The organism is Porphyrobacter sp. THAI-01a, from assembly GCF_056868655.1.
In genome coordinates, this window is record NZ_CP180579.1 from 957,754 (window position 1) to 980,065 (window position 22,312).

At 68.8% G+C, this 22,312-nt stretch carries 17 protein-coding genes; 13 read left to right on the top strand and 4 right to left on the bottom strand.

The annotated features are described in order from the left end of the window. The 3 genes from ACMX37_RS04650 to ACMX37_RS04660 form a co-directional block, all read right to left on the bottom strand. Positions 1-2,058 carry a hydantoinase/oxoprolinase family protein gene (locus ACMX37_RS04650; protein ID WP_483147731.1) on the bottom strand — a complete coding sequence of 686 codons (2,058 nt, stop codon included), beginning with the start codon at positions 2,056-2,058 and terminating at the stop codon, positions 1-3. 19 nt (positions 2,059-2,077) lie between these two features. Then, on the bottom strand, positions 2,078-2,998 hold the full coding sequence (locus ACMX37_RS04655) for a hydroxymethylglutaryl-CoA lyase (protein WP_483147732.1): 921 nt from the start codon (positions 2,996-2,998) through the stop codon (positions 2,078-2,080). A 119-nt stretch (positions 2,999-3,117) separates the two neighbouring features. Next, positions 3,118-3,789 carry a GntR family transcriptional regulator gene (locus ACMX37_RS04660; RefSeq protein ID WP_483147733.1) on the bottom strand — a complete coding sequence of 224 codons (672 nt, stop codon included), beginning with the start codon at positions 3,787-3,789 and terminating at the stop codon, positions 3,118-3,120. 407 nt (positions 3,790-4,196) lie between these two features. Between ACMX37_RS04660 and ACMX37_RS04665 the strand changes: the two genes are divergently transcribed. Next, complete coding sequence (locus tag ACMX37_RS04665) at positions 4,197-6,728, top strand: TonB-dependent receptor (protein ID WP_483147734.1); 2,532 nt, start codon at positions 4,197-4,199, stop codon at positions 6,726-6,728. Between the two features lie 101 nt (positions 6,729-6,829). Here the strand turns inward: ACMX37_RS04665 and ACMX37_RS04670 are convergent, their stop codons facing one another. Continuing rightward, on the bottom strand, positions 6,830-7,801 hold the full coding sequence (locus ACMX37_RS04670) for a Vgb family protein (protein WP_483147735.1): 972 nt from the start codon (positions 7,799-7,801) through the stop codon (positions 6,830-6,832). A gap of 175 nt (positions 7,802-7,976) precedes the next feature. On the opposite strand from ACMX37_RS04670, the gene ACMX37_RS04675 reads away from it, so the two are divergent. The 12 genes from ACMX37_RS04675 to ACMX37_RS04730 all read left to right on the top strand — a co-directional run bounded on the left by ACMX37_RS04675 (position 7,977) and on the right by ACMX37_RS04730 (position 22,255). Then, a complete protein-coding gene (locus ACMX37_RS04675) occupies positions 7,977-9,065 on the top strand; it encodes a putative urea ABC transporter substrate-binding protein (protein ID WP_483147736.1) in 1,089 nt (362 codons plus the stop codon). A 3-nt stretch (positions 9,066-9,068) separates the two neighbouring features. Continuing rightward, on the top strand, positions 9,069-9,872 hold the full coding sequence (locus tag ACMX37_RS04680; protein ID WP_483147737.1) for an ABC transporter permease: 804 nt from the start codon (positions 9,069-9,071) through the stop codon (positions 9,870-9,872). Next, complete coding sequence (locus ACMX37_RS04685; protein WP_483148361.1) at positions 9,869-10,654, top strand: ABC transporter ATP-binding protein; 786 nt, start codon at positions 9,869-9,871, stop codon at positions 10,652-10,654. Before ACMX37_RS04680 ends, ACMX37_RS04685 begins: the two co-directional genes overlap by 4 nt. A 51-nt stretch (positions 10,655-10,705) precedes the next feature. After that, complete coding sequence (locus ACMX37_RS04690) at positions 10,706-11,143, top strand: CopG family ribbon-helix-helix protein (RefSeq protein ID WP_172836019.1); 438 nt, start codon at positions 10,706-10,708, stop codon at positions 11,141-11,143. Continuing rightward, positions 11,140-11,961 (top strand): urea amidolyase associated protein UAAP1, encoded by an 822-nt coding sequence (locus ACMX37_RS04695; protein WP_483147738.1) that lies wholly within the window; start codon positions 11,140-11,142, stop codon positions 11,959-11,961. The genes ACMX37_RS04690 and ACMX37_RS04695 overlap by 4 nt, the downstream gene beginning before the upstream one ends. A 22-nt stretch (positions 11,962-11,983) precedes the next feature. Then, on the top strand, positions 11,984-12,622 hold the full coding sequence (locus ACMX37_RS04700) for an urea amidolyase associated protein UAAP2 (RefSeq protein ID WP_483147739.1): 639 nt from the start codon (positions 11,984-11,986) through the stop codon (positions 12,620-12,622). After that, positions 12,619-16,269 carry an urea carboxylase gene (gene uca, locus ACMX37_RS04705; RefSeq protein ID WP_483147740.1) on the top strand — a complete coding sequence of 1,217 codons (3,651 nt, stop codon included), beginning with the start codon at positions 12,619-12,621 and terminating at the stop codon, positions 16,267-16,269. Before ACMX37_RS04700 ends, uca begins: the two co-directional genes overlap by 4 nt. Next, a complete protein-coding gene (gene atzF / locus ACMX37_RS04710; protein ID WP_483147741.1) occupies positions 16,266-18,032 on the top strand; it encodes an allophanate hydrolase in 1,767 nt (588 codons plus the stop codon). The genes uca and atzF overlap by 4 nt, the downstream gene beginning before the upstream one ends. A 4-nt stretch (positions 18,033-18,036) precedes the next feature. Beyond that, positions 18,037-19,524: an ATP-binding response regulator gene (locus ACMX37_RS04715; protein WP_483147742.1), complete on the top strand. Its 1,488-nt coding sequence runs from the start codon at positions 18,037-18,039 to the stop codon at positions 19,522-19,524. Next, positions 19,514-20,422 carry a response regulator transcription factor gene (locus ACMX37_RS04720; protein ID WP_483147743.1) on the top strand — a complete coding sequence of 303 codons (909 nt, stop codon included), beginning with the start codon at positions 19,514-19,516 and terminating at the stop codon, positions 20,420-20,422. Before ACMX37_RS04715 ends, ACMX37_RS04720 begins: the two co-directional genes overlap by 11 nt. Before the next feature lie 139 nt (positions 20,423-20,561). Further along, positions 20,562-21,566, top strand: a complete 1,005-nt coding sequence (locus ACMX37_RS04725; protein WP_483147744.1) for a sterol desaturase family protein — start codon at positions 20,562-20,564, stop codon at positions 21,564-21,566. Beyond that, positions 21,563-22,255 carry a hypothetical protein gene (locus ACMX37_RS04730; protein ID WP_483147745.1) on the top strand — a complete coding sequence of 231 codons (693 nt, stop codon included), beginning with the start codon at positions 21,563-21,565 and terminating at the stop codon, positions 22,253-22,255. The genes ACMX37_RS04725 and ACMX37_RS04730 overlap by 4 nt, the downstream gene beginning before the upstream one ends. The last annotated feature ends 57 nt before the right edge of the window (positions 22,256-22,312 follow it).

Consider the following 22,312-nt stretch of genomic DNA (forward strand, 5'->3'; position numbering starts at 1 on the left):
TCAGCCCTTCGCCTTGAGAGTAATGAGGATGTTGCCGACGGCGTCGACGGTCGCGCGGCAATCGTGTTCGACGAGGGTGGTCGAATCCATTTCGGTGATGATCGCGGGGCCTTCGATCACGTCGCCCTGACGCAGCTTGGCGCGGTCGTAGATCACCGCCGCCCGCTCCTCGCCGCCGATCCACATCACGTGGTCGCGGATCTTGGCAGATGACGGATCGCCGTCGCCCTTGGGGAGTTCGGCTGCGGGGAGGGCCGGGGCCTGCCCCATCGCCACGGCGCGCAGGTTCACGATCTCGTGGGGCGTGTCCATGTTGAAGGTGAAGAGCCTGAGGTGCTCCTCGTCGAAGCGGGCGAGGATGCCTTCGATGCCGTCCTTTTCGAGAATGTCCTTGGTGATCGTCAGCGGCACCTCGAAGGCCTGCCCGGCATAGCGCACGTCGATCTCGAACAGCGAGGTGATCTGCTCCTCCGGAATGCCGTCCGCCACCAGCTCGCCGCGGGTCTGTTCGGCCATGTCGTCAAGCACCTGCACCAGATCGGCGATGCTCGTGTCGCGGGCGAGGCGCGAGAAGCTGCGCGCGGTTTCGGTGCGCATCCGGGTGGTGGCATCGCCCAGCGCGCAGAGCACGCCCGGGGAAACGGGCGAGATGGCGGGCCAGCTCCCCATCAGGCGGGCGACCGCGTTGACATGGAGCGGCCCCGCGCCGCCGAAGCCCATCAGCGCGAATTCGCGCGGGTCGTAGCCCTGCTGGACGCTGATCATCCGGAGCGCGCCGAACATGTTCTCGTTGACGATGTCGATGATCCCGCGCGCCGCCTCCATCAGCGTGACGCCGAGCGCATCGGCGATGGTCTGCACGGCGGCCTTGGCGCCCTCGCGGTCGAGCTTGAAGCTGCCGCCGAGGAGGTCTTCGGGAAGATAGCCGAGCACCACATTGGCATCGGTCACGGTCGGGAGCGTGCCGCCCTTGGCGTAGGCGACGGGGCCGGGGACAGCACCCGCGCTCTCCGGCCCGACGCGCAGCGCGCCGGTCAGTTGCGGCACGTGGGCGATCGAGCCGCCCCCTGCACCCACCGTCTTCACGTCGAGCGCCGAGGCGCGGACCGAGAGGTGCCCGACCTCGGTGGTGCGCTGGCGGCGCGGCTCGAAACCCTGGATCAGCGCCACATCGGTCGAGGTGCCGCCGACATCGAGCGTCAGGATATTCTCGAAGCCCGCATTCTTGGCCACCCACAGCGCGCCGGTGACGCCGCCCGCAGGGCCGGACATGAGGATGTTGACCGGATGCTCCTCGGCCTTCTGGCTGCTCATCAAGCCGCCATCGGAGCGCAGCAGCGAGAGGCGGCCCTTCAGCCCCTCGGCCTCCAGCTTGGTGCGCAAGTTGGAGACATATTTCGACACCACGGGCCGCACCGCCGCGTTCGCGACGGTCGAGAGCGTGCGCTCGTATTCCTGCATTTCGGGCAGGACTTCATGGGAGAGCGAGACGGGGATGCCGGGCAGTTCCTCGGCGGCGATCTCCCCGATCCGCACCTCGTGCGCGCCGTTGAGATAGGCGTTCATCAGGCTGACGGTGAGCGCCTCGATCCCGTCGCCCTTCAGCTTGCGCAGGGCGGCGCGCACCGCGTCCTCGTCGAGCGGGGCGACCTCGCGGCCTTGTGCGTCCATGCGTCCGGGGACTTCCACGGTATGTTCGAGCCGCGCCAAAGGCTGCGGCTTGGGCCACACGATCCACGCCGCGAGGCCCCCGGGCACATAGGAGCGCGCGATCTGCATGATGTCGCGGTAGCCCTGCGTGGTGACGAGGCCGACCTTCGCGCCCTTGCCCTCCAGCACGGCATTGGTCGCGACCGTGGTGCCGTGAAGGAAATAGGCGATATCCGCAGCGGTGATCCCGGCCTTGGCGGTGATCGCCTTCACGCCCGTCAGGATGCCTTCCGAGGAATCGTGCGGGGTCGAGGGGGTCTTGTGCCGCCAGAAGGCGCCGCTCGCCTCGTCGAACAGCAAGAGGTCGGTGAAAGTCCCGCCCACGTCCACGCCCAGCCTGTAAGTCATGCCGTTTCCCTGTCTTGTGTCATGCCGCGCGGGCGACCGCCGAAGGGAGTTCCCGCCCCAGCTCGCCCGCAAACCACTTGTTGGCGGCGATTGCCGCGTCGAGATCGATGCCCGTCCTCACCCCGGAACGCTGCATCATGTAGACGAGGTCCTCGGTCGCAATGTTGCCCGTCGCGCGCGGTGCGAAGGGGCAGCCGCCGAGACCGCCGAGCGAGGCGTCGAACACCCGCACGCCCGCCTTCCAGGCCTCCCAGGCATTGGCGATGCCGGTGCCGCGGGTGTTGTGGAAATGGGCGCGCATGGGGATCCTGCCGCCGAGCAATTCGCCCAGCTTGCCGAACAGTTCCCCCGCCTCGAAAGGCGTGCCGACGCCGATGGTGTCGGCGAGCGCGATTTCCTCGGGGCCTTCCTGCGCGATGGCCTCGGCAATGGCGAGCACGGTTTCGTGTTTCACCTCGCCCTCGAAGGGGCAGCCGAAGGCGGCGCTGATGGTGACCTGCGCACGGATGCCTTCCGCGCGCGCGAAGCGTAGCATCTCGCGCGTCTCGGCGATGCCCTGTTCGATGTTCTGGCCCTGGTTCTTCTGCCCGAAGGTGTCGCTGGCGACCACCACGCAGCCGACCTGATCAACCCCGCGCGCGCCGCCCTCGCGGGTCGCGAGTGCGCGCAGCACCCCGCGCTTGTTGAGCACGAGACCGATGTAGGTGCAGTCCGCCCGGTCCGGCAGCCCCGCGATCACCGCTTCCGCATCGGCCATCTGCGGCACGCGCGCGGGGTGGACGAAGCTCGCGACCTCGAGCCGCCGCGCGCCGTAGCCGATCATGCGGTGGACGAGGTCGAGCTTGGTGTCGGTGGAAATGATGTCCGGCTCGTTCTGCAAGCCGTCGCGCGGGCCCACCTCGACGAGTTCGATGGAGTCGACGGAACTGTCGCCTGACATGATGAATCGCCTGTTGTTGCTGACGGGGCCTGCGAAAGTCAGATAGCCGGTTTGTATACAATTGCAATCATGCTTGGTCTGACTTGGCAGGCTGGAACCGGACGGGATGCAGCGCGTTGTTATGCGTCTTTTGCAAGTCTCTCGCCGGCCGCGGGCCCCACCGCGCGGGCAAAGGTATGGAAGGCGCGGCGCAGGTGACTGCCCATAACGGCGCGCGCCCAGTCGGGGTCGCGGGCGGCGAAGGCGGCGATCAGCTCGTCGTGGTCGCGCGCCGATTGCCTGAGGTCGTCCTGGGTGTAGGTGCGCGCGGTGCGCAGCACCACCGGCGCCTCGACCAGCCGCGCCAGCAACTGCCCGAGGCGCGGCGAATGGGCGGCGTCGATGATCACCTCGTGAAAGGCGCGATTGGCATCGAGGAAGCGCGCGACATCGGGCGCGCTCTGCTCGACCGCCGCCTTCAGCTCCTGGTTGAGAGCCTCCAGATCGGCGATCTGCTCTCGGGAAAGACGCTGCGCGGCGCGCTCGGCGGCATGGCATTCGAGCATCTGCCTCAGCGCGAACATTTCCTCGATATCGTCGCGGCTCCAGTCGGCGACGAACAGGCGCTTGGTGTCCGAACGGACCAGCAGCAGCTCGTCCTCGAGCCGCCGCACCGCCTCGCGCACCGGGGTGCGGCTGACCCCGGTGATCTGGGCGAGCTGGTCCTCGGTGAGCTGCTCGCCGGCCTTCACCGCCCCGCTCAGCAGGTGGGCGCGGATCGCCGCATAGGCCCGCTCCGAGGCGCGACTCACCGGGGTGCCGCCGGGCGGGAAGGGGAGGGGGCAAGCATCTTCATCATCTTCCTATGTGCGGCCCGGTTCGGCATCCGGCAAGCCTGTGCGGCGACAAAAACACACCTGTCGGGGTCCTTTCGCCCCATTCGTGCAAAAGGCTTGACGGGAAGGATTTGTATACAATACGCACGCCACCCGGGGCAACAGGCCAAGGCAACAGGCCTGAGAAACAGGGGTGTGGCCGTGCAGCGTTCAGGGGTTCATGTGCCGATCGCGGAAGGAGCAGCCGGTTGCGGCAGCCTCCGCTGCGTCCGCACGCCCGCCGCGCATCGTCCGCATTTCCGCCCATTAGCCACGCCATCGCGCCGGCGCACCCGCGCCCGGCCGCCCGCAACCTCTCGATCCCACTTCAGGAGAGCCGCCTTATGAATGTCCGTCTGGTCCTAGCCTCTGGCGCGGCTCTCGGCGCCATCGCCTTCGCCGCCCCCGCCGCCGCGCAGCAGGAGGCCCCCGCCGCCGGGACGCAGGAGGAGGGCGGCATCATCGTCACCGCCCGCCGCCAGTCCGAAAGCCTGCAGGATGTGCCCGCCGCGGTCACGGTGTTCGGCGCCGAGACGCTCGCCAAGACCGGCGTCCAGCGCGCCGACGACTTCATCCAGCTCACTCCGGGCGTCACCATCGTCACCGGCACCGCCGAGGCGGGCGACACCCAGATCAACATCCGCGGCATGAACGGCGCGCGCGACGCGGAAAGCTCGGTCGCGCTGGTGGTCGACGGCATCCTCAAGACCAACACCGCCCAGCTCAACCAGAACCAGGGCACGCTGCGCCAGGTGGAAATCCTGAAAGGCCCGCAGGGCGCGCTCTACGGGCGCAACGCCGCCGCGGGCGCGATCGTGCTCCAGACGCTGAAGCCCGGCGACCGCCTCGAAGGCGGCATGATCGTGCGCGCCGCCGAGGATCAGACCTACCTCGCCAACGGCTTCATCTCGACCCCGATCGGCGACACCGCGGGGCTGGTGGTCTCGGCCAACTACTTCCGCACCGACGGCTTCTTCCGCAACCGCTTCCTCGGCAATTCCAAGACCATCGACGACCAGGAGATCTTCGGCATCGACGCCCGCTTCGTGACCGAGCTGGGGCCGAACACCGAGCTCGACGTGAAGGCGCGCTATGCCGACCTCAAGGGCGCCTCGATCAACTTCAACGCGAGCTTCCACCTGCCCAATTTCGCCGCCGTCGACCCGGCCTTCTTCGAGGACGTCAACGAGCACCCCTTCGACTGGTACTCGAACATCCGTCCGACCAACGACCAGACCACCTTCGAGGCCTCGGCCAAGGTCGAGCACGAGTTCGAGGGCGCGACGCTGACGGCATGGTTGCTCTACAGCGATGTCGACCAGGCGCTGGTCGCCGACGGGACCTCGGCCGATTTCGCGCGCTTCACCTTCCCGGGCGCGACACCCGCCTCGGTCGCGGCGGCCAATGCCTGCGCGGCGAGCACCGCGGCGCTGACCGGCTATCCGCTCAACGCCCCGACCTTCATCGGCGCGAGCCCGATCCCCTTCATCTTCAACCCCGCCACCGGATCGACCTTCGGCGCCTACAGCCCGACCACCTGCGACGGCACCCAGTTCCAGGTGCGCCAGCAGGAGGACATCTCGGGCGAAATCCGCCTTGCCTCCAATGGTGACGGGCCGATCAACTGGCAGGTCGGGGCCTATTACCTCCACATCGACCGCGAGGTGGGTGTCAGCCTCGGCGCGGATCTCGGGCGCGGGGTGATCCGCCGGCTCTACAATGCGCCGGGCAGCGACAACCCGACCACCCAGCTCTACAACGACGCCTTCACCACCGATGTCTACGCGGTCTTCGCCGCGCTCGATGCCGACGTGTCCGACCGCTTCAACGTCAGCCTCGCGGGGCGCTACGACATCGAGGACCGGCAGGTGGCGAGCCTCGTTCCGGCGGTCTTCGATCCGATCACCGGCGGGCCGATCAACCCCGGCCAGCGCGTCGTGAACGGCGCGGTCCAGCCGATCGCCCCGCAGTCGGCGACCTTCAAGCAGTTCCAGCCCAAGATCTCGCTGCGCTACGAGCTGACCGACGACATCAACCTCTACGGCAACTGGGGCATCGGCTTCAAATCGGGGGGCTTCAACAACCAGGGCTCGGCCGCGATCGTCGACCAGGCCTTCAACCAGTTCATCGGCACCAATGTCGACATCGACGACCAGTACCGCAAGGAAGTCTCGAGCGCCTTCGAGGCAGGCGTCAAGGGCAGCCTGATGGACGGCGCGGTGACCTTCGACCTTGCGGGCTACTACACCAATGTCGATGACATGCAGTTCTTCGAGTTCTTCGTCGGCGGCTTCGGCCTCTTGCGCGTGGTCTCGAACATCGACGAGGTCGAGCTCTACGGGGCCGAGCTCAACGTGACGGTCGAGCCGGTGCGCGGCTGGAAACTGTTCGCATCGGGCAACGTCACCGAAAGCGAGATCCTCGCAAATGCCTCGCGGCCCGTGACGGTCGGCAACAAGTCGCCGCACACCGCCGATTACACCATCAACCTCGGCACCCAGCTCGACCTGCCGGTGTCCGGCAGCATCGACTTCGTCACCCGCGCCGATTACCGCATCACCGGGCCGACGTGGTTCCACACCTTGCAGGACGATCCCAACCCGACCCTGTTCAGCGGGCTGCTGCCGATCTCGGCGCTCCAGCTGCCGGGCTTCGTGGGCGATGCGGACTATTCGGTGACGCGGCGCGACGCCTTCGGGGTGATGGACCTGCGCGTCGGGTTCGAGAGCGAGACCTGGTCCATCACCGCCTATGCCGAGAACCTGTTCAACGAGAAGTATCTCAACGAGGTGATTACCGCAGTCGAGTTCGGCGGATCGTTCATCTCGCCGGGCGGCCTCCAGCGGTTCGGGGTGGAGCTGGGCTACAAGTTCTGATTCCCGAGCCCTTCGGGCCCCGTGTCCATCGCGGGCGTGTCATAACGGGAACAGAAAAGGGAAGCGCGCGAGAGGTCGACCCACCCCTCGCGCGCTTTTTCCTATTTCGCGGCAGGCGCGCTCCACCACGACAGGGTCTGGTTGTCGTGGGCCGAGGTCCACACCCCTTTGGGCGTCCAGCGCAGCGCGCCGCTGCCCACCGCCGCCCCCATCCGCGCGCGGATCTTGAGGCTGGCGGGATCGATCACCACCATCGTCTGGTCGTCGGTGGTGCGCAGCCACACCGCGCCCCCTGCGGCGTCGATGTCACCCCACTTGAGATTGTCGCCGACCTTGGTGCGCCCCGCCACGGCAAGGCTTGCCGGATCGACCTTGGCCACGGTGCCGTCGCCCTGTTCCTGCACCCACACCGCGCCCTCGCCCGCGGCAAGGAAGCCGGGCGTGTCGCCGAGCGCGGCCGTGCCGGTCACGGCATTGGTGGCGGTGTCGATCTTCTGGAGGAGCTTGCCCTCGCTCGACACCGCCCAGAGCGCGTCGAAGCCATAGGCGAGATACCAGGTCTCGGGCACGACGGTGACGGTGGCGGCAACGGCATTGGTGGCAGGGTCGATCCGCGCGAGTTTGCCCGCCGGATCGCTCGGCACCCAGACCGCGCCCGCGCCGGCGACCACGTTCGTCTCGCCCTTGGGATTGGCGAGGCCGGTGGCGATCTTCGCCTGCACGGCGCCGGTGGCGAGGTCGATGCGCCAGACCTCCTTGCCCGGGCAATTGGCGACCCACAGCGATCCGGCCGCGATCGCCATGGTCCCGCAGGGGCGGGGCACCTCGACCGCGGCGAGCTTTCCGGCCGGGGACCATTTCTCCACCCGGCCATCATTCGTCACCCACACCGCATCGCCATCGACCGCGAGGAAATCGGCAAAGCCGGGCACCTTGAGCGCGGTCTCGACCAGATCGGGCACGGGGCCGACCGCGTCGTCGGGCGGGGGCGTGTCGTCGGCGCAGGCGGTGGCGGCGAGCGCGGCGGCGGCGGCGAGAACGGCGAGCGGGCGGGCAGCAGGTTTGCGGATCATGGCTGTGCGTCTCCATGCCTGGGGCAGGGGGAGAGGAGGCCCTCGTCAGGGCGCGGTTCCTGCCACGGTGGAACCAATCTCGCCCATATTACGTTTCCAATCAATCGTAATAATTCATGGTGGACAAACGGGCCGAAGCGGCGGATGTTCGCAGGCGCAACATAGGGGACGAATCATGCTCCAGCAGGCCCGCCGTGCCGCCCGCTACCTCGCAATGGCCTTCGCCGCGCTGGCGCTGGCGGCCTGTTCCGGCGGGGAGGAGGAAGCCGCCGCCCCGCGCACCGAATTCGCCATCGGCTGGTCGATCTATGCCGGATGGATGCCCTGGCCCTATGCCGAGCAGGCGGGCATCGTGAAGAAGTGGGGCGACAAATACGGCATCACGATCCGCTTCGTGCAGGTCAACGACTATATCGAGAGCGTGAACCAGTACACCGCGGGCAAGCTTGACGGGGTGACGGTCGCCAACATGGACGCGCTGACGATCCCCGCGGCGGGCGGCAAGGATACCAGCGCGATCATCCTCGGCGACTATTCCAACGGCAATGACGCCGTGCTGCTGAAGGGCGCCGATGCGGTGGCGGGGATCAAGGGGCGGCAGGTCTATCTCGCCGAGCTTTCGGTCTCGCACTACCTGCTCGCCCGCGCGCTCGAGACGAGCGGCATGAAGCTCACCGATGTGAAGACGATCAACACCTCCGATGCCGATATCGCCGCCGCCTTCTCCTCTCCCGAGGTCATGGCGGCGGTGGCGTGGAACCCGCAGGTCACCACCATGAAGGGCGTCGCGGGGACCAGGGCGGTGTTCACCTCGGCCGATATCCCGGGCGAGATCCTCGACCTGATGGTGGTCGACACCAAGGTGCTCGCCGCCAATCCGAACCTCGGCAAGGCGCTTGCCGGGATCTGGTACGAGACGATGGCGCTGATGGCGAAGCAGGATGCCGAAGGCGCGGCGGCGCGCGCGGCGATGGCGAAGCTCGCAGGCACCGATCCGCAAGCCTTCGAGGGCCAGCTGTCGACCACCTTCCTCTACACCGATCCCAAGGCGGCGGTGGCGGCGATGGCCTCGCCCGATCTCGTCACCACCATGACCCGCGTGCGCGATTTCTCCTTCGCGCAAGGATTGTTCGGGCAGGGCGCGCGTTCGGCGGACGCGGTGGGGATGAGCTTCCCGGGCGGCAAGACACTGGGCGATGCCAATGCGATCACCCTGCGCTTCGATCCGACCTACATGCAGCTCGCCGCCGACGGGAAGCTCTGACCGGTGAGGTGGGTCACCGCCAATCCTGGGCGGCGCGGCAACCTGCTGCTCGGCGCGGTGCCGCTGCTGGTGCTGGCGCTGGCCTATGTCGTCGCCGCCGCCGCGCGCCATGCGGACAACCCGGCCGACAAGATCCTGCCGCTCCCCGGCGCGATGGCGGCGGCGATGGCGGGGCTGCTGTTCGAAGCCGATCCGCTCTCCGGCCAGTACCTGTTCTGGGCCGACACCCTTGCGAGCCTGTGGCGGCTGGGAATGGGCCTCGGCATCGCGACGGCATCGGCACTTTGTGTCGGCCTCGTTGTCGGGTCGTTGCCGCCTCTTCGCGCGGTGCTTGGCCCGCTGGTGACGGCGATTGCGGTGATCCCGCCCATCGCGCTCCTGCCGATCCTGTTCATCGTCTTCGGCCTCGGCGAGACCGCCAAGGTGGCGCTGATCGTGGTCGGGGTGGCGCCTTTCATGATCCGTGACGTCGCCGGACATATCGGCGCCCTGCCGCGCGAGCAGGTGATCAAGGCCTTGACTCTGGGGGCGAATTCCTGGGGCGTGGTGCTGCGCGTCGCCCTGCCGCAGGCGCTCCCGCGGCTGTTCGAGGCCCTGCGCCTCTCGCTCGGCCCGGCATGGGTGTTCCTGATCTCGGCCGAGGCGATCGCGGCCGACGTCGGCCTCGGCTACCGCATCTTCCTCGTCCGCCGCTACCTCGCGATGGACGTGATCCTGCCCTACGTGGCGTGGATCGCGCTGCTGGCGGTGGTGATGGACCTTGCCCTCTCGCGGGCGAGCCGCCGCCTGTTCGGCTGGGCGCACTGAGCGCGATGCTGAGCCTTCGCAACCTCTGGGTGGAGTATGGCGAGAAGGTCGTGCTCGAGCGCATTTCGCTCGATATAGCGGAGGGGAGCTTCGTCTCGATCATCGGCCCCTCGGGGGCGGGCAAGAGCAGCCTGCTGCGCGTGATCCTCGGCCAAGAGAAGCCGACGCGCGGGACGATCACCCTCGACGGCGCCCCGCTTCCGGCGGAGTGCGGGCCAGACCGCGGGGTGGTGTTCCAGCGCTACTCGGTCTTCCCGCATCTGACGGTGCTCGGCAACGTTCTGATCGGCGTCGAGTTTTCGGCTGCGCCCCTCACCGCCCGCCTGTTCGGCAGCGCGCGGCGCGCCGCGATCGCCGAGGCCGGGGCGATGCTCGAACAGGTCGGCCTCGCCGATGCCCGCGACCTCTACCCCGCGCAGATGTCGGGCGGGATGCAGCAGCGCCTCGCCATCGCCCAGGCGCTGATCAAGCGGCCGCGCATCCTGCTGCTCGACGAACCCTTCGGCGCGCTCGATCCCGGCATCCGGAGCGACATGCACGCGCTCATCACGCGGCTGTGGCGCGAGCACGGGCTGACCGTGATCATGGTCACGCACGACATCAAGGAGGCCTTCACCCTCGGCACGCGGGTGCTCACGCTCGACAAGCGCCGGCACGATCCGCACGCCCCGCACCGCTATGGCGCAGGCGTGGTCTACGACCTCGCGCTGACCCGCAAGCAGGCCGAGGAAGCCCTTGTCGAGACAGCCGGTATTACGATTGACACGAAAGTTAATACCTGAAATGGTCGCCCCATGAGTCCCCCCGAACCCTCCCGTCTCGCGCGCCTTTCCATGAGCCTTCCGGCCGAGCTGTTCCGCCAGCTCGACATGATGGTGGAGGAGCGCGGCCTGCCTTCGCGCTCGCAGCTGATCGCCGAACTGATCCGCCATGCGCTGGCCGAGCACGAGGCGCTGACCCGCCCGGACGAGATGCTCGCGGGGACCGTGACCATTGTCTACGCGGGCGGGGCGGGGCGGGTGCGCCAGCAGCTGGCGGAAACGCAGCTTGAATATCTCAAGGAGGTGATCTCCTCGCAGCACGTCTTCCTCGAGGAGGACCAGTCGCTCGAGGTGCTGCTGGTGCAGGGCCCGGCGGTGCGCCTGAAGCAGCTGTGCGATGCCCTGCGCGCGATCAGGGGCGTGCAGCAATTGCAGCTCGTCACCACCACCGCGCTGCTCCCGCCGCTCCACGAGCAGGATGTTCCGCCTGCCAAAGAGGCCGCCGAATGAGCGCGACCGCCGATCCCAGATCCGCCCGCGAACATGCCCGCGCGCAAGGCGGCACGCGGGTCGAGACCATGCCCATCCTCCCGCCCGTGGCGGATGACCTGCCCGAGGGCGTGGTTCCCGGGGATCTTGTGTGGGAGGAGACGGTCGCGCCCGGCGGCTACACCTCGCGGCGGCTCGCACGCGGCACGCGGCTGCGGCTGATCGACAAGGCGGGCGATGCCTGCGCTTCGCTCAACATCTTCAACGCCGAGATGCCGACTGAGCGGCTGAACGTCGCCGACACGGTCAAGGTCCAGTGGAACGCCTATCTGGGCGCGGGCAAGCTGCTGCTCAGCGACATGGGCCGGGTGCTGATGAGCATCCTTGAGGACGGCGCGGGGACGCACGACACCTTCTGCGGTGTGTCAAATGCGGCCGGTAACGCACGGAAATATGGTGAGGGTCGCAATTCGGGCGCCTTTCCCAACGGGCGCGACCGGCTGATCCTCGGCGCGGCCAAGCATGGCCTTACCCGCCGCGATGTCCATCCCTGCGTCACCCTGTTCAAGGGCACCCGGATCGAGGCGGATGGCAGTATCACCCCGATCGTCGGCCCCTTTGCGCCCGGGCGCGAGGTGCTGCTGCGGGCCGAGATGGAGGTGGTGGTGGTGATCGCCAACTGCCCCCACGTGCTCGACCCCCGTCCCGCATACCATTCGACACCGCTGCGCCTCACCGCATGGCGCGGGCCGGTGACCTCCGAAGACGATCCCTTGCGCAATGCCACGCCAGAGGGGCTGCGCGCCTACCTCAACACCGAGGACAACTACCGCCGCTAACCCTCTCCACCGGAACCAGAACATGAGCAGCGATCCGGCCCTCTCCGGCCTCACCGGCAGCATCATCCACGACGAGATCGTGCCCGCGCGCGCGCCGTGGCTGCACCATGTCCGGGCCGGCGAGGTGCTGCGCATCGTTGATGTCGAGGGCAACCAGGCGGTCGACTTCCTGATCTATTCCGCCGCCGACGACGCCGAGCGTTATTCGGCGCAGGACACGGTGGCGGCGCAGGGCAACCTGTTCCTGCGGACCGGCACGGTGCTGCTCTCGAACGAGGGCAATCCGCTGATGACCATCGTCGCCAGCGCGGTCGACTACCACGACACGATCGGCGGCGCCTGTTCGTGTGAAAGCAATACCTTGCGCTACGGACATCACACCAAGCATCAACACGCCTGCGTCGACAATTTCCTCGAGGCGAACCTCACCCAGGGGCGCGGCAAGCGCGACATCGTCTCCAACATCAACTTCTTCATGAACGTGCCGGTCGAGGAAGACGGCACGCTCGGCATCGTCGACGGCATCTCCGCCCCCGGCCTGACGGTCGACCTGCGCGCCGAGATGGACGTGATCGTGGTCGTCTCCAACTGTCCGCAGGTCAACAACCCCTGCAACGGCTTCAACCCCACCCCGGTGCGGATGATCGTGGCGGCGGCATGAGTTTTGACACCGTCCTCATCGCCAACCGGGGCGCAATCGCGACGCGGATCATCCGCACGGCGAAGGCGATGGGGCTGAGGACGGTGGCGGTCTATTCCGAGGCCGATGCGGGTTCGCTCCACGTCAGCGCGGCGGACGAAGCGGTGTGCATCGGGCCGGGCCCGGCGGCGCAGTCCTATCTCGATGTCGCGGCAATTCTGGTGGCGGCGAGGGCGACCGGGGCGGGAGCGATCCACCCGGGCTACGGCTTCCTTGCCGAGAATGCCGACTTCGCGGAAGGCTGCGCGGCGGCGGGCGTTGTCTTCATCGGGCCGACCCCCGAGAACATCCGCACCTTCGGCCTCAAGCACTCCGCCCGGGCGCTGGCCGAGGCCAACGGCCTGCCGCTCGCCCCCGGCACCGGGCTGCTGACCGGCGCGGACGAGGCCGCCGCGGCCGCCGCTCGGATCGGCTTTCCGGTCATGCTCAAGGCCACGGCCGGCGGCGGCGGCATCGGCATGCGCGTCTGCGAGAGCGAAGCCGCCGTGCGCGAGGGCTTCGCCACCGTGGTCCGCCAGGGCGAGGCGAGCTTCGGCGACGCGGGCGTCTTCCTCGAACGCTACATCCCCCGCGCGCGGCACATCGAGGTGCAGATCTTCGGCGACGGCAGGGGCCGCGTCATGGCGCTGGGCGAGCGTGACTGTTCGCTCCAGCGGCGCAACCAGAAGGTCGTCGAGGAGGCGCCCGCGCCCAATCTCCCCGAGGCCAAGCGCGCCGCGCTGATCGCCGCCGCCGTCCGGCTCGGCGAGGCGGCGCGCTATCTCTCGGCGGGCACGGTCGAGTTCCTCTACGATGCCGAGCGCGAAGATTTCTTCTTCCTCGAGATGAACACCCGCCTCCAGGTCGAGCATGGCGTCACCGAGGAGGTCATGGGCATCGACCTCGTCCAATGGATGATCCGGGGCGCGGCGGGCGATTTCGCGATGCTCGACGCCCCCACGCCGACGCCGCAGGGCCATTCGGTGCAGGTGCGGCTCTATGCCGAGGACCCGGGGCAGGACTATCGCCCCACCACCGGCACGCTCACCAACGTCGCCTTCCCCGAGGGCATCCGCGCCGAGACCTGGGTGATGGCGGGCAGCGAGGTCAGCGCCTTCTACGATCCGATGCTGGCGAAGCTCATCACGAAAGGAGCGACCCGGGCCGAGGCGATCACCGCGATGCAGGCGGCGCTGGATGCCTCGCGCATCGACGGGATCGAGACCAATCTCCGGTGGCTACGCGAGGTGGCGCGCGCTCCGGGCTTCACCAGCGGCGAGGTCTCCACCCGGATGCTCGACACCGTCGCCTATCGCCCGCGCGCCGTGCGGGTGATCGCCGGCGGCACGGCGACCTCGGTGCAGGACTGGCCCGGGCGCCTCGGGCTGTGGAACGTCGGCGTCCCCCCGAGCGGCCCGATGGACGATCTCTCCTTCCGCCTCGGCAACCGCATCCTCGGCAATCCCGAGGGCACGGCGGGGCTGGAGGTCACCGCCAGCGGCCCGACCCTGCTGTTCGAGGCCCCTGCCACCATCTGCCTCACCGGCGCGGATTTCGGCGCGACGGTGGACGGCGAGCCAGTCCCACGCGGGGAGGCCCTGCGCATCGCCGCCGGCCAGACGCTGGCGATGGGCCGCGCCTCAGGCGGCGGGATGCGCGGCTATGTGCTGTTCGCCGGCGGACTGGATGTCGTCCCCTATCTCGGCTCAGCGGCCACCTTCACCCTCGGCCGGTTCGGCGGCCATGCCGCCCGCGCGCTGGTGGCGGGGGATGTGCTGCACCTCAATCCTCCCCGGCACGGGGAGGGGGACCATGCGAAGCATGGTGGAGGGGCGGGCGCGCCAGCTCGAGACGGCGAGGAGTTCGGAGCAACGGCACCTGCCCCTCCACCACCTGCGGTGGTCCCCCTCCCCCAAGGGGGAGGATTGCTCCCCGAACTCGGGTGCGAATGGCAATTGCGCGTGCTCTACGGCCCCCACGGCGCGCCCGATTTCTTCACCGAGGGGGACATTGCCCGCTTCCTCGCGGCCGAATGGCAGGTCCATTACAACTCCAACCGCACCGGTGTGCGGCTCGTCGGCCCCAAGCCCGAATGGGCGCGGCGCGACGGCGGTGAGGCGGGCCTCCACCCGTCGAACATCCACGATAATCCCTATGCCATCGGCGCGGTCGACTTCACCGGCGACATGCCGATCATCCTCGGCCCCGACGGGCCTTCGCTGGGCGGCTTCGTGTGCCCCTTCACGGTGATCGCCGCCGACCGCTGGAAGATCGGCCAGCTCGCCCCGGATGACCGGGTGCGCTTCGTGCCGGTGAGCATCGACGACATCACGGCATCGCGGGCCATCGCCGACCTCTCCCCGATCCTCGCCGAGACCCCCGCCGACGGCGCGCGCCCGCGCACCACCTACCGCCAGCAGGGCGACCGCAACATCCTCGTCGAATATGGCGACATCGTGCTCGACATCGAGCTGCGCATCCGCATCCACGCGCTGATGCAGGCGCTGGAGGCGATGGACCTGCCCGGGGTGATCGACATCACCCCCGGCATCCGCTCGCTGCAACTGCATTTCGACGGCACCACGCTGGACCAGGCGGGGGCCCTTGCCGCCCTGCTACGGGCCGAGGCGGCGATGGGCGATCTCGCCGGTTTCGAGGCCCCCTCGCGCATCGTCCACCTGCCGCTGAGCTGGCGCGACCCGGCGATCGAGGAGACCATCGCCAAATATGTCGGCACGGTCCGCGACGACGCGCCGTGGTGCCCCGACAACATCGAGTTCATCCGCCGCATCAACGGCCTGCCCGACGCCGAGGCGGTTGAGGCGCTGATCTTCGATGCCAGCTACCTCGTGCTCGGCCTCGGCGATGTCTACCTCGGCGCGCCGGTGGCAACGCCGGTCGATCCGCGCCACCGGCTCGTCACCACCAAATACAACCCCGCGCGCACCTGGACCCCGCCCAACGTGGTCGGGATCGGCGGGGCCTACATGTGCATCTACGGGATGGAGGGGCCGGGCGGCTACCAGCTGTTCGGGCGCACCGTGCAGGTGTGGAACACGCACCGCCAGACGCAGGACTTCACCGGGGGCAAGCCGTGGCTGCTCAGGTTCTTCGACCAGATCCGCTTCTTCCCCGTCAGCGCGGAAGAACTCGCCGAGTGGCGACGTGATTTCCCGGAAGGTCGGCGCGCGCTGCGGATCGAGGAGACGACCTTCCGCCTTGCCGATTACCGCAGGTTCCTCGCCGAAAACGCCGCCAGCATCGCCGCCTTCGAGGCGACCCGGCAGGCCGCCTTCGATGCCGAGCGCGCCGCGTGGGAGGCCTCCGGCGAGTTCGACCGGGTGAGCGCGCTGCTTGGGGCGGAGAGCGATGCGGGCGAGGCGGCGGCGATCGCCGTGCCCGAGGGCGCCGACCTGATCGAGGCGCCTTTCGGCGGAAGCGTCTGGAAGCTGCTCGTCCGTCCCGGCGACACCGTGGCCGAGGGCGAGGTGATCGCGGTGATCGAGGCGATGAAGATGGAGTGCCCCTTCGAGGCTCCGGCCAGCGGCACGGTGGCGGCGGTCTACATCGCCGAAAGCCAGTCGCTCGCCCCCGGCGCGCCGATGCTGGCGCTGCGGAGGGCGTCATGAGCGACTTCGCCCGCCTCAGCGCCGCCGCGATCGCAGGCGACGTCAACAACGGCACCACCACCGCGCTCGCGGTGATGGAGGAAACGCTCGCGCGGCTGGCCGGCTATGACGCCCATCAGCCGCAGGTCTGGATCAGCCGCGCCGCGCCCGGCACCTTGCGCGCCGCCGCCGCCGCGATCGACGCACGCGTGGCCGCCGGCGAGCGCCTGCCGCTCGCGGGCGTGCCCTTCGCCGCCAAGGACAATATCGACGTTGCCGGGCTGGAGACCACCGCCGCCTGCCCGGCCTTCGCCTATGCTCCCGAACGCTCCGCGACGGTGATCGGGAAGCTGGAGGCGGCGGGCGCGATCTGCGTGGGCAAGACCAATCTCGACCAGTTCGCCACGGGCCTGGTCGGCACGCGCACGCCCTACGGCATTCCGCGCAATGCCTATAACCGCGACTATGTCAGCGGCGGGTCGTCCTCGGGCAGCGCGGTGGCGGTGGCCGCGGGGCTGGTCGCCTTCGCGCTCGGCACCGACACGGCGGGGTCCGGGCGGGTGCCGGCGGCGTTCAACCATCTCGTCGGGCTGAAGCCCAGCAAGGGGCGGTGGAGCACGCGCGGGCTGGTGCCGGCCTGCCGGACGCTCGATTGCATCTCCGTGTTCACCGACGCGCTGGCCGATGCGGCGCTGGTGGACAGCGTGATCGCCGGGTTCGATGCCGGGGATGCGTGGTCGCGGCCCCCTCGGGACGAGCCGCTCAAGGGGCGGCGCATCGGGGTGCCGCGCAAGGCCCAGCGCCAGTTCTTCGGCGATGTCGAGGCGGAGCATCTCTACGGGCGCGCGCTCGCGGCGCTGGCGCGGGAGTGCGAAATCGTCGAGATCGACATCGACCCGCTGCTCGAGGCCGCCCGGCTGCTCTACGGCGGCCCCTGGGTGGCCGAGCGCACAGCCGCCATCGCGCCTTTGCTCGAAAGCGATCCGCTCGCGATCGATCCGGTGGTGCGCGAGGTGGTGGCCCCCGGCGCGGCGATGTCGGCGACGGAGCTGTGGAACGGCATCTACCGTCTCGCCGAGTTGCAGCGCCAGGCCGAGGCGATGTGGGGCGAGGTCGATGCGCTCGCCTTCCCGACCACCGGCACGACCTATCGGGTGGCCGAACTGCTGGAAGCGCCGGTGGCGCTCAACAGCAATCTCGGGTTCTACACCAATTTCGTGAACCTGTTGGACATGGCCGCCATCGCCGTCCCGGCGGGCGCGAAGTCCAACAGCACCGGCTTCGGCATCACCCTCATCGGCCCGGCCCATACGGACAAAGCCCTGATCGCGCTCGCGGGTGCCTATCTGACCTTAGCCGCCCTGCCGCCCCTTCCTCCTCTCGACCTCGGAGACCGCATGGACACCGTCAAACTCGCCGTCGTCGGCGCCCATCTCGAAGGCATGCCGCTGCACTGGCAGCTCACCAGCCGCGCGGCGAAGTTCGTCGGCGCCTTCACCACCGCGCCCACCTACCGGCTCTACGCGATGGCGGATACGGTGCCGCCCAAGCCCGCGCTGGTCCACAGCGAGGACGGCTCGGCGGTCGCGGTCGAGGTCTACGAGCTGGGTCTGGCCGAGTTCGGAAGCTTCGTCGCCGAGGTGCCGCCGCCGCTCGCCATCGGCACGGTCGAGCTCGCCGACGGGTCGAGCGTCAAGGGCTTCGTCGCCGAATCGCGCGCGCTGACGGGGGCCGAGGACATCACGCATCTCGGCGGCTGGCGCGCCTATATCGCCTCGCGGTGAGCCGATGGCGGGGCGGCTGACGACATGGCTGCGGCGCGAGGGCGGGGATACCGCCGCGCCTGACGGCGACGAGATTGCCCGCCTGCGCGCGGCCGCCGATGCCGCCGCGGCCGCCAACGAGGCCAAGACCCGCTTCCTCGCCAGCGTTGCCCACGAGATCCGCTCGCCGCTCAACGCGATCTACGGCTATGCCCAACTGCTCGAACGCGGGGATGCGAAGGACACGCTCGCCGCCGCCCGCGTGATCCGGCGCAGCGCCGAGCACCTTGCCCACCTCGTCGAGGGGCTGCTCGACATATCGCAGGTCGAGGGCGGGGCGATGAAGCTGTCGCGCGAGGCGATCCGCTTCCCCGAGTTCCTCGACCAGCTGATTGCCATGCTCGAGCTCCAGGCGCAGGCCAAGGGGCTGGCGCTGGTGTTGGAACGGCCCGAACGCCTGCCCGAATTCGTCCACGCCGATCCCAAGCGGCTGCGGCAGGTGCTGATCAATCTCGCCACCAACGCGATCAAGTTCACCGATCACGGCACGGTGACGCTCAAGGTCGAATACCGCAACGAGCTGGCGACCTTCACCGTGATCGACACCGGCATGGGAATCGCGCCCGAGGATGCGCAGCGCATCTTCTCGCCGTTCGAGCGGGTCGGCGGTCCGGCGGCGGAGCGGCCCGGCGTGGGGCTCGGCCTCGCGATCACGCAGGCGCTGGTGCATATCATGGGCGGCGACATCCGGGTCGAGAGCAGGCCGGGGGAGGGCTCGCGCTTCACCGTCCGACTGATGCTCTCCCAGCCGCTCAGCCCCCCGAGCGAGCCGGCGCCCGAGGCGGGAGCGGTGACGGGCTACCTCGGGCGCGAGCGGTGGGTGCTGCTGGTCGACGACGATCCGGCGCACCTGGCGATGGTGCGCTCGCTGCTCGAGCCGCTGGGGTTCCAGGTTCGCACCGCGAGCGACGGGGAGAGCGCGCTGGCTCTGGCGGCGCAGGTTCAGCCCGATCTGGTGCTGTGCGACGTGATGCTGGCAGGCGAGAACGGGTGGGACATCGCCCGCCAGCTGCGCCGCCGCCACGGGGCGTCGCTGCGGATCGTGATGCTGTCGGGCGAGGCGCCGGACCCGGACACGACGCCTGCCGAGGGGCCGGCCAATGACACCTTCGTGATGAAGCCCTTCGATTTCACTGTGCTGCTCGATGTGATCGCGGGCCAGCTCGGGGTCGAATGGGTGCGCGCCGCCGGCCTGCCGCGCGGCGCCGCTCCGGCCGAGGCGACCCTGCGGTTGCCGCTCACCGTCGCGCCCCAGGCGGCGGCGCACTGCGCCGAAATCGAGCGACTCGTGCGGATCGGCCATGTCCGGGCGATCGAGAGCGAGATCGACGCGCTCGCCGCGCTGGCGCCCGAGGCCGGACCGCTGGCCGAGCGGATGCGCGCCGCACTCGACAGTTTCGACCTCAAGGCGCTGGCGCGCCTCGCGCAGGCGGGGGCCTCCGATGCAGCGTAGGGACACGATCCTCGTCGTCGACGACAACCCGGATTCGCTCCGCTTCCTCGTCGACACCCTCGGCGCCGAGGAGATGACCGTGCTGATCGCGCGCAGCGGCGAGGCGACGCTGGAACTGCTCGCCGAGGCGCAGGCCGATCTCATCCTGATGGATGCGATCATGCCCGGCATCAGCGGGATCGAGACCACGCGGGCGATCAAGCGCAATCCGGCGACCGCGCATATCCCGGTGATCTTCATGACGGGGTTGAACGATCCCGAACACGTCGTCGCCGCGCTCGGCACGGGCGGGGTGGACTACGTGAGAAAACCCGTCGTCATCGAGGAGCTGCTGGCGCGCATCCGGGTGCACCTCGCCAACGCCCGGGGCGCCTATCGCTCGCGGCTCGCGCTGGGTCTTGCGGGAAGGAGCCTCGTGGCGCTCGATGCGGACGCAAGCGTGATCTGGTGCACGCCCCAGGTCGAGACGCTGTTCACCCGGCTCGATCCCGAGTGGACAGCCGACCGGGGCACGCCGCCCCGGCAGCTGGCAGGCCCGCTGCGCCAGCTGCTCGCCGAACAGGTCCAGCCCCATGCCGGCAGCAGGATCGAGGTCGGCGGCCTCAAGATCGAGCTCGCGGTGCTCGAATCCGACCGTCCCGGCGAAACCCTCGTGCGCGTCAGCGAGGAGCGCGAGGACGGCAAGATCGCCGCGCTCCAGAAGCAGGGCGGGCTGACCCGGCGCGAGGCCGAGGTGCTGCTGTGGGTGAGCTATGGCAAAACCAACAAGACGATCTCCGAAATCTTGGGTATAAGCCCGCGCACGGTGAACAAGCACCTCGAACAGGTGTTTCGTAAACTCGGGGTGGAAACCCGTGCTGCGGCGACCGCGATCGCCGTCAGACTCATGACCGATTGATTTGTTCAGTACGCTATAAATTCAGGCACTTGCTACCAGGTCGCGCAATACTACGTCATTTGGCCACTTCCTCGCAGGGGTGAGGACGTCATGGCTGATCGGGCGCGGAATTCCGACAAATTCTCGACTGGAGTGGGCCATGGCCGGAGTACAGGTGGGCAAGCGGATCATCGGGGCGGATGCGCCCGTGATCGTCGGCTGGGAGAACATCGGCAAGGTCGAGGGCGGGCCGATCAAGCAGTTCGTCTTCACCTATTTCCAGCCCGCGATGCTGCTGCTGGCGATCCTGTTCTGGTACTACGCCCCCAACTGGCTCGCCGTCGCCTCGACCGCGATCGCCATCCGCCTCGGCTGGACGATCCTGCTGCTGGTGCTCGAATGGGTCAACCCGCGCTACGAGAGCTGGCAGCTGACGTGGAAGGAGTTCGCCACCGACGCCTTCTACGTCGCGCTTGGCATGACCTTCCTGCGCATGGTCGACAGCTATATCGGCGACGGCGTGATCATCGAGGCGGTGCAGGGCGCCTTCGACTGGGACAAGTTCGCCTGGTTCACCGGCCTGCCGCTGCTGGTGCAGGCGGTGATCATCTCGATGATCTTCGATTTCGGCCAGTACTGGATGCACCGGGGAATGCACAACTGGTACCCGCTGTGGCTGACCCACGCGCCGCACCACTACATCACCCAGCTCAACATCAACAAGGGCGCGGTCGGCAATCCGGTCGAGCTGTTCCTGATCGGTTTGGGGATCGGCGGGCTCTTCGACTTCCTGCCGCGCGCCTTCCTGCTGGCGGGCGCGATCGGGATGACGGTGTCGGTCTACCAGCACATCAACGTGCGCTTCAACACGCCGCGCTGGTGGCGCTTCATCTTCAACACGGTCGAGCACCACAGCGTCCACCACTCGCAGGACTACGAGGCGACCCGCAGCAACTACTCCGGCACCTGGATCATCTGGGACCGCATCTTCGGCACCTGCGTCGACGGCGAGGCCGAGGTGCTGGGCATGGAGGGCGGGCGCCGCATGGATATTGCCGAGACGATGATCTTTCCGTTCCGTGAGGGCTGGCGCAGCACCAGGGCCGCTTTCGCCCGGCGCTTCGGCGGCGGCGCGGTGCAGCCGCAGCTGGAACCGGCGGAGTGAGCGGGGCCACCGAAAGCCTGTCTGCCGGACGCATCGCCATGCCGGGGCTGAACCTGCCGCTGATCGACCACATCTGGCGCGTGCGCGGTGCGGTGCCGATCGACCCTGCGCTGTCGGCTGCGGAGGCCTTCGACCGGCTCGGGCCGCTGCTGCAAACCCCGGGCACGACCCTGTCGGCCGAGGGCGATGCGCTGGTCTACCGCAAGCACAACCCGGCAGCGCAGGACAAGCTCGCCACTTTCACCCGCGGGCGGCTGTGGATCGAGCGGGCCGGCGCGGGCGCGGTGCTGCGCTTCGACCTGTTCAGCCACGCGCTGCTGTTCGCCTTCCTCGCGCCGCTGCTGTTCCTCGGCTTCGCGCAGCTCGCCGTGACGATCAACGCATGGGAGGCCGCTTCCCCCGAAGCTGCCGAAAAGGCCGAGAAGAAGGACGAGAAGCCCAAGCCCGTGAAGAAGCTCAATCCCGTCGACGAGTTCCTCGGCGCCCCCGCGCCCGAGGATCCGAACAAGAAGAAGGACGAGAAGAAGGACGAAGGCCGCCATTCGCCCGACGAGGGCTACTTCATGGCGGGCCTCTTCGCGCTGATCTATCTCGTCGGGCGCTGGCTCGAGCCGTGGCTGGTCCGTCGCCGCTTCCGCCGCGCCCTTGCGCAGCCGCCAGCGGCCGAAGCGACGGCCAGCGCGGGCTGAGACTCGCAGGCCGGCGGCAGGCGGGTTTGTCTGCGAAGAAGCGGCGATTGGACAGAG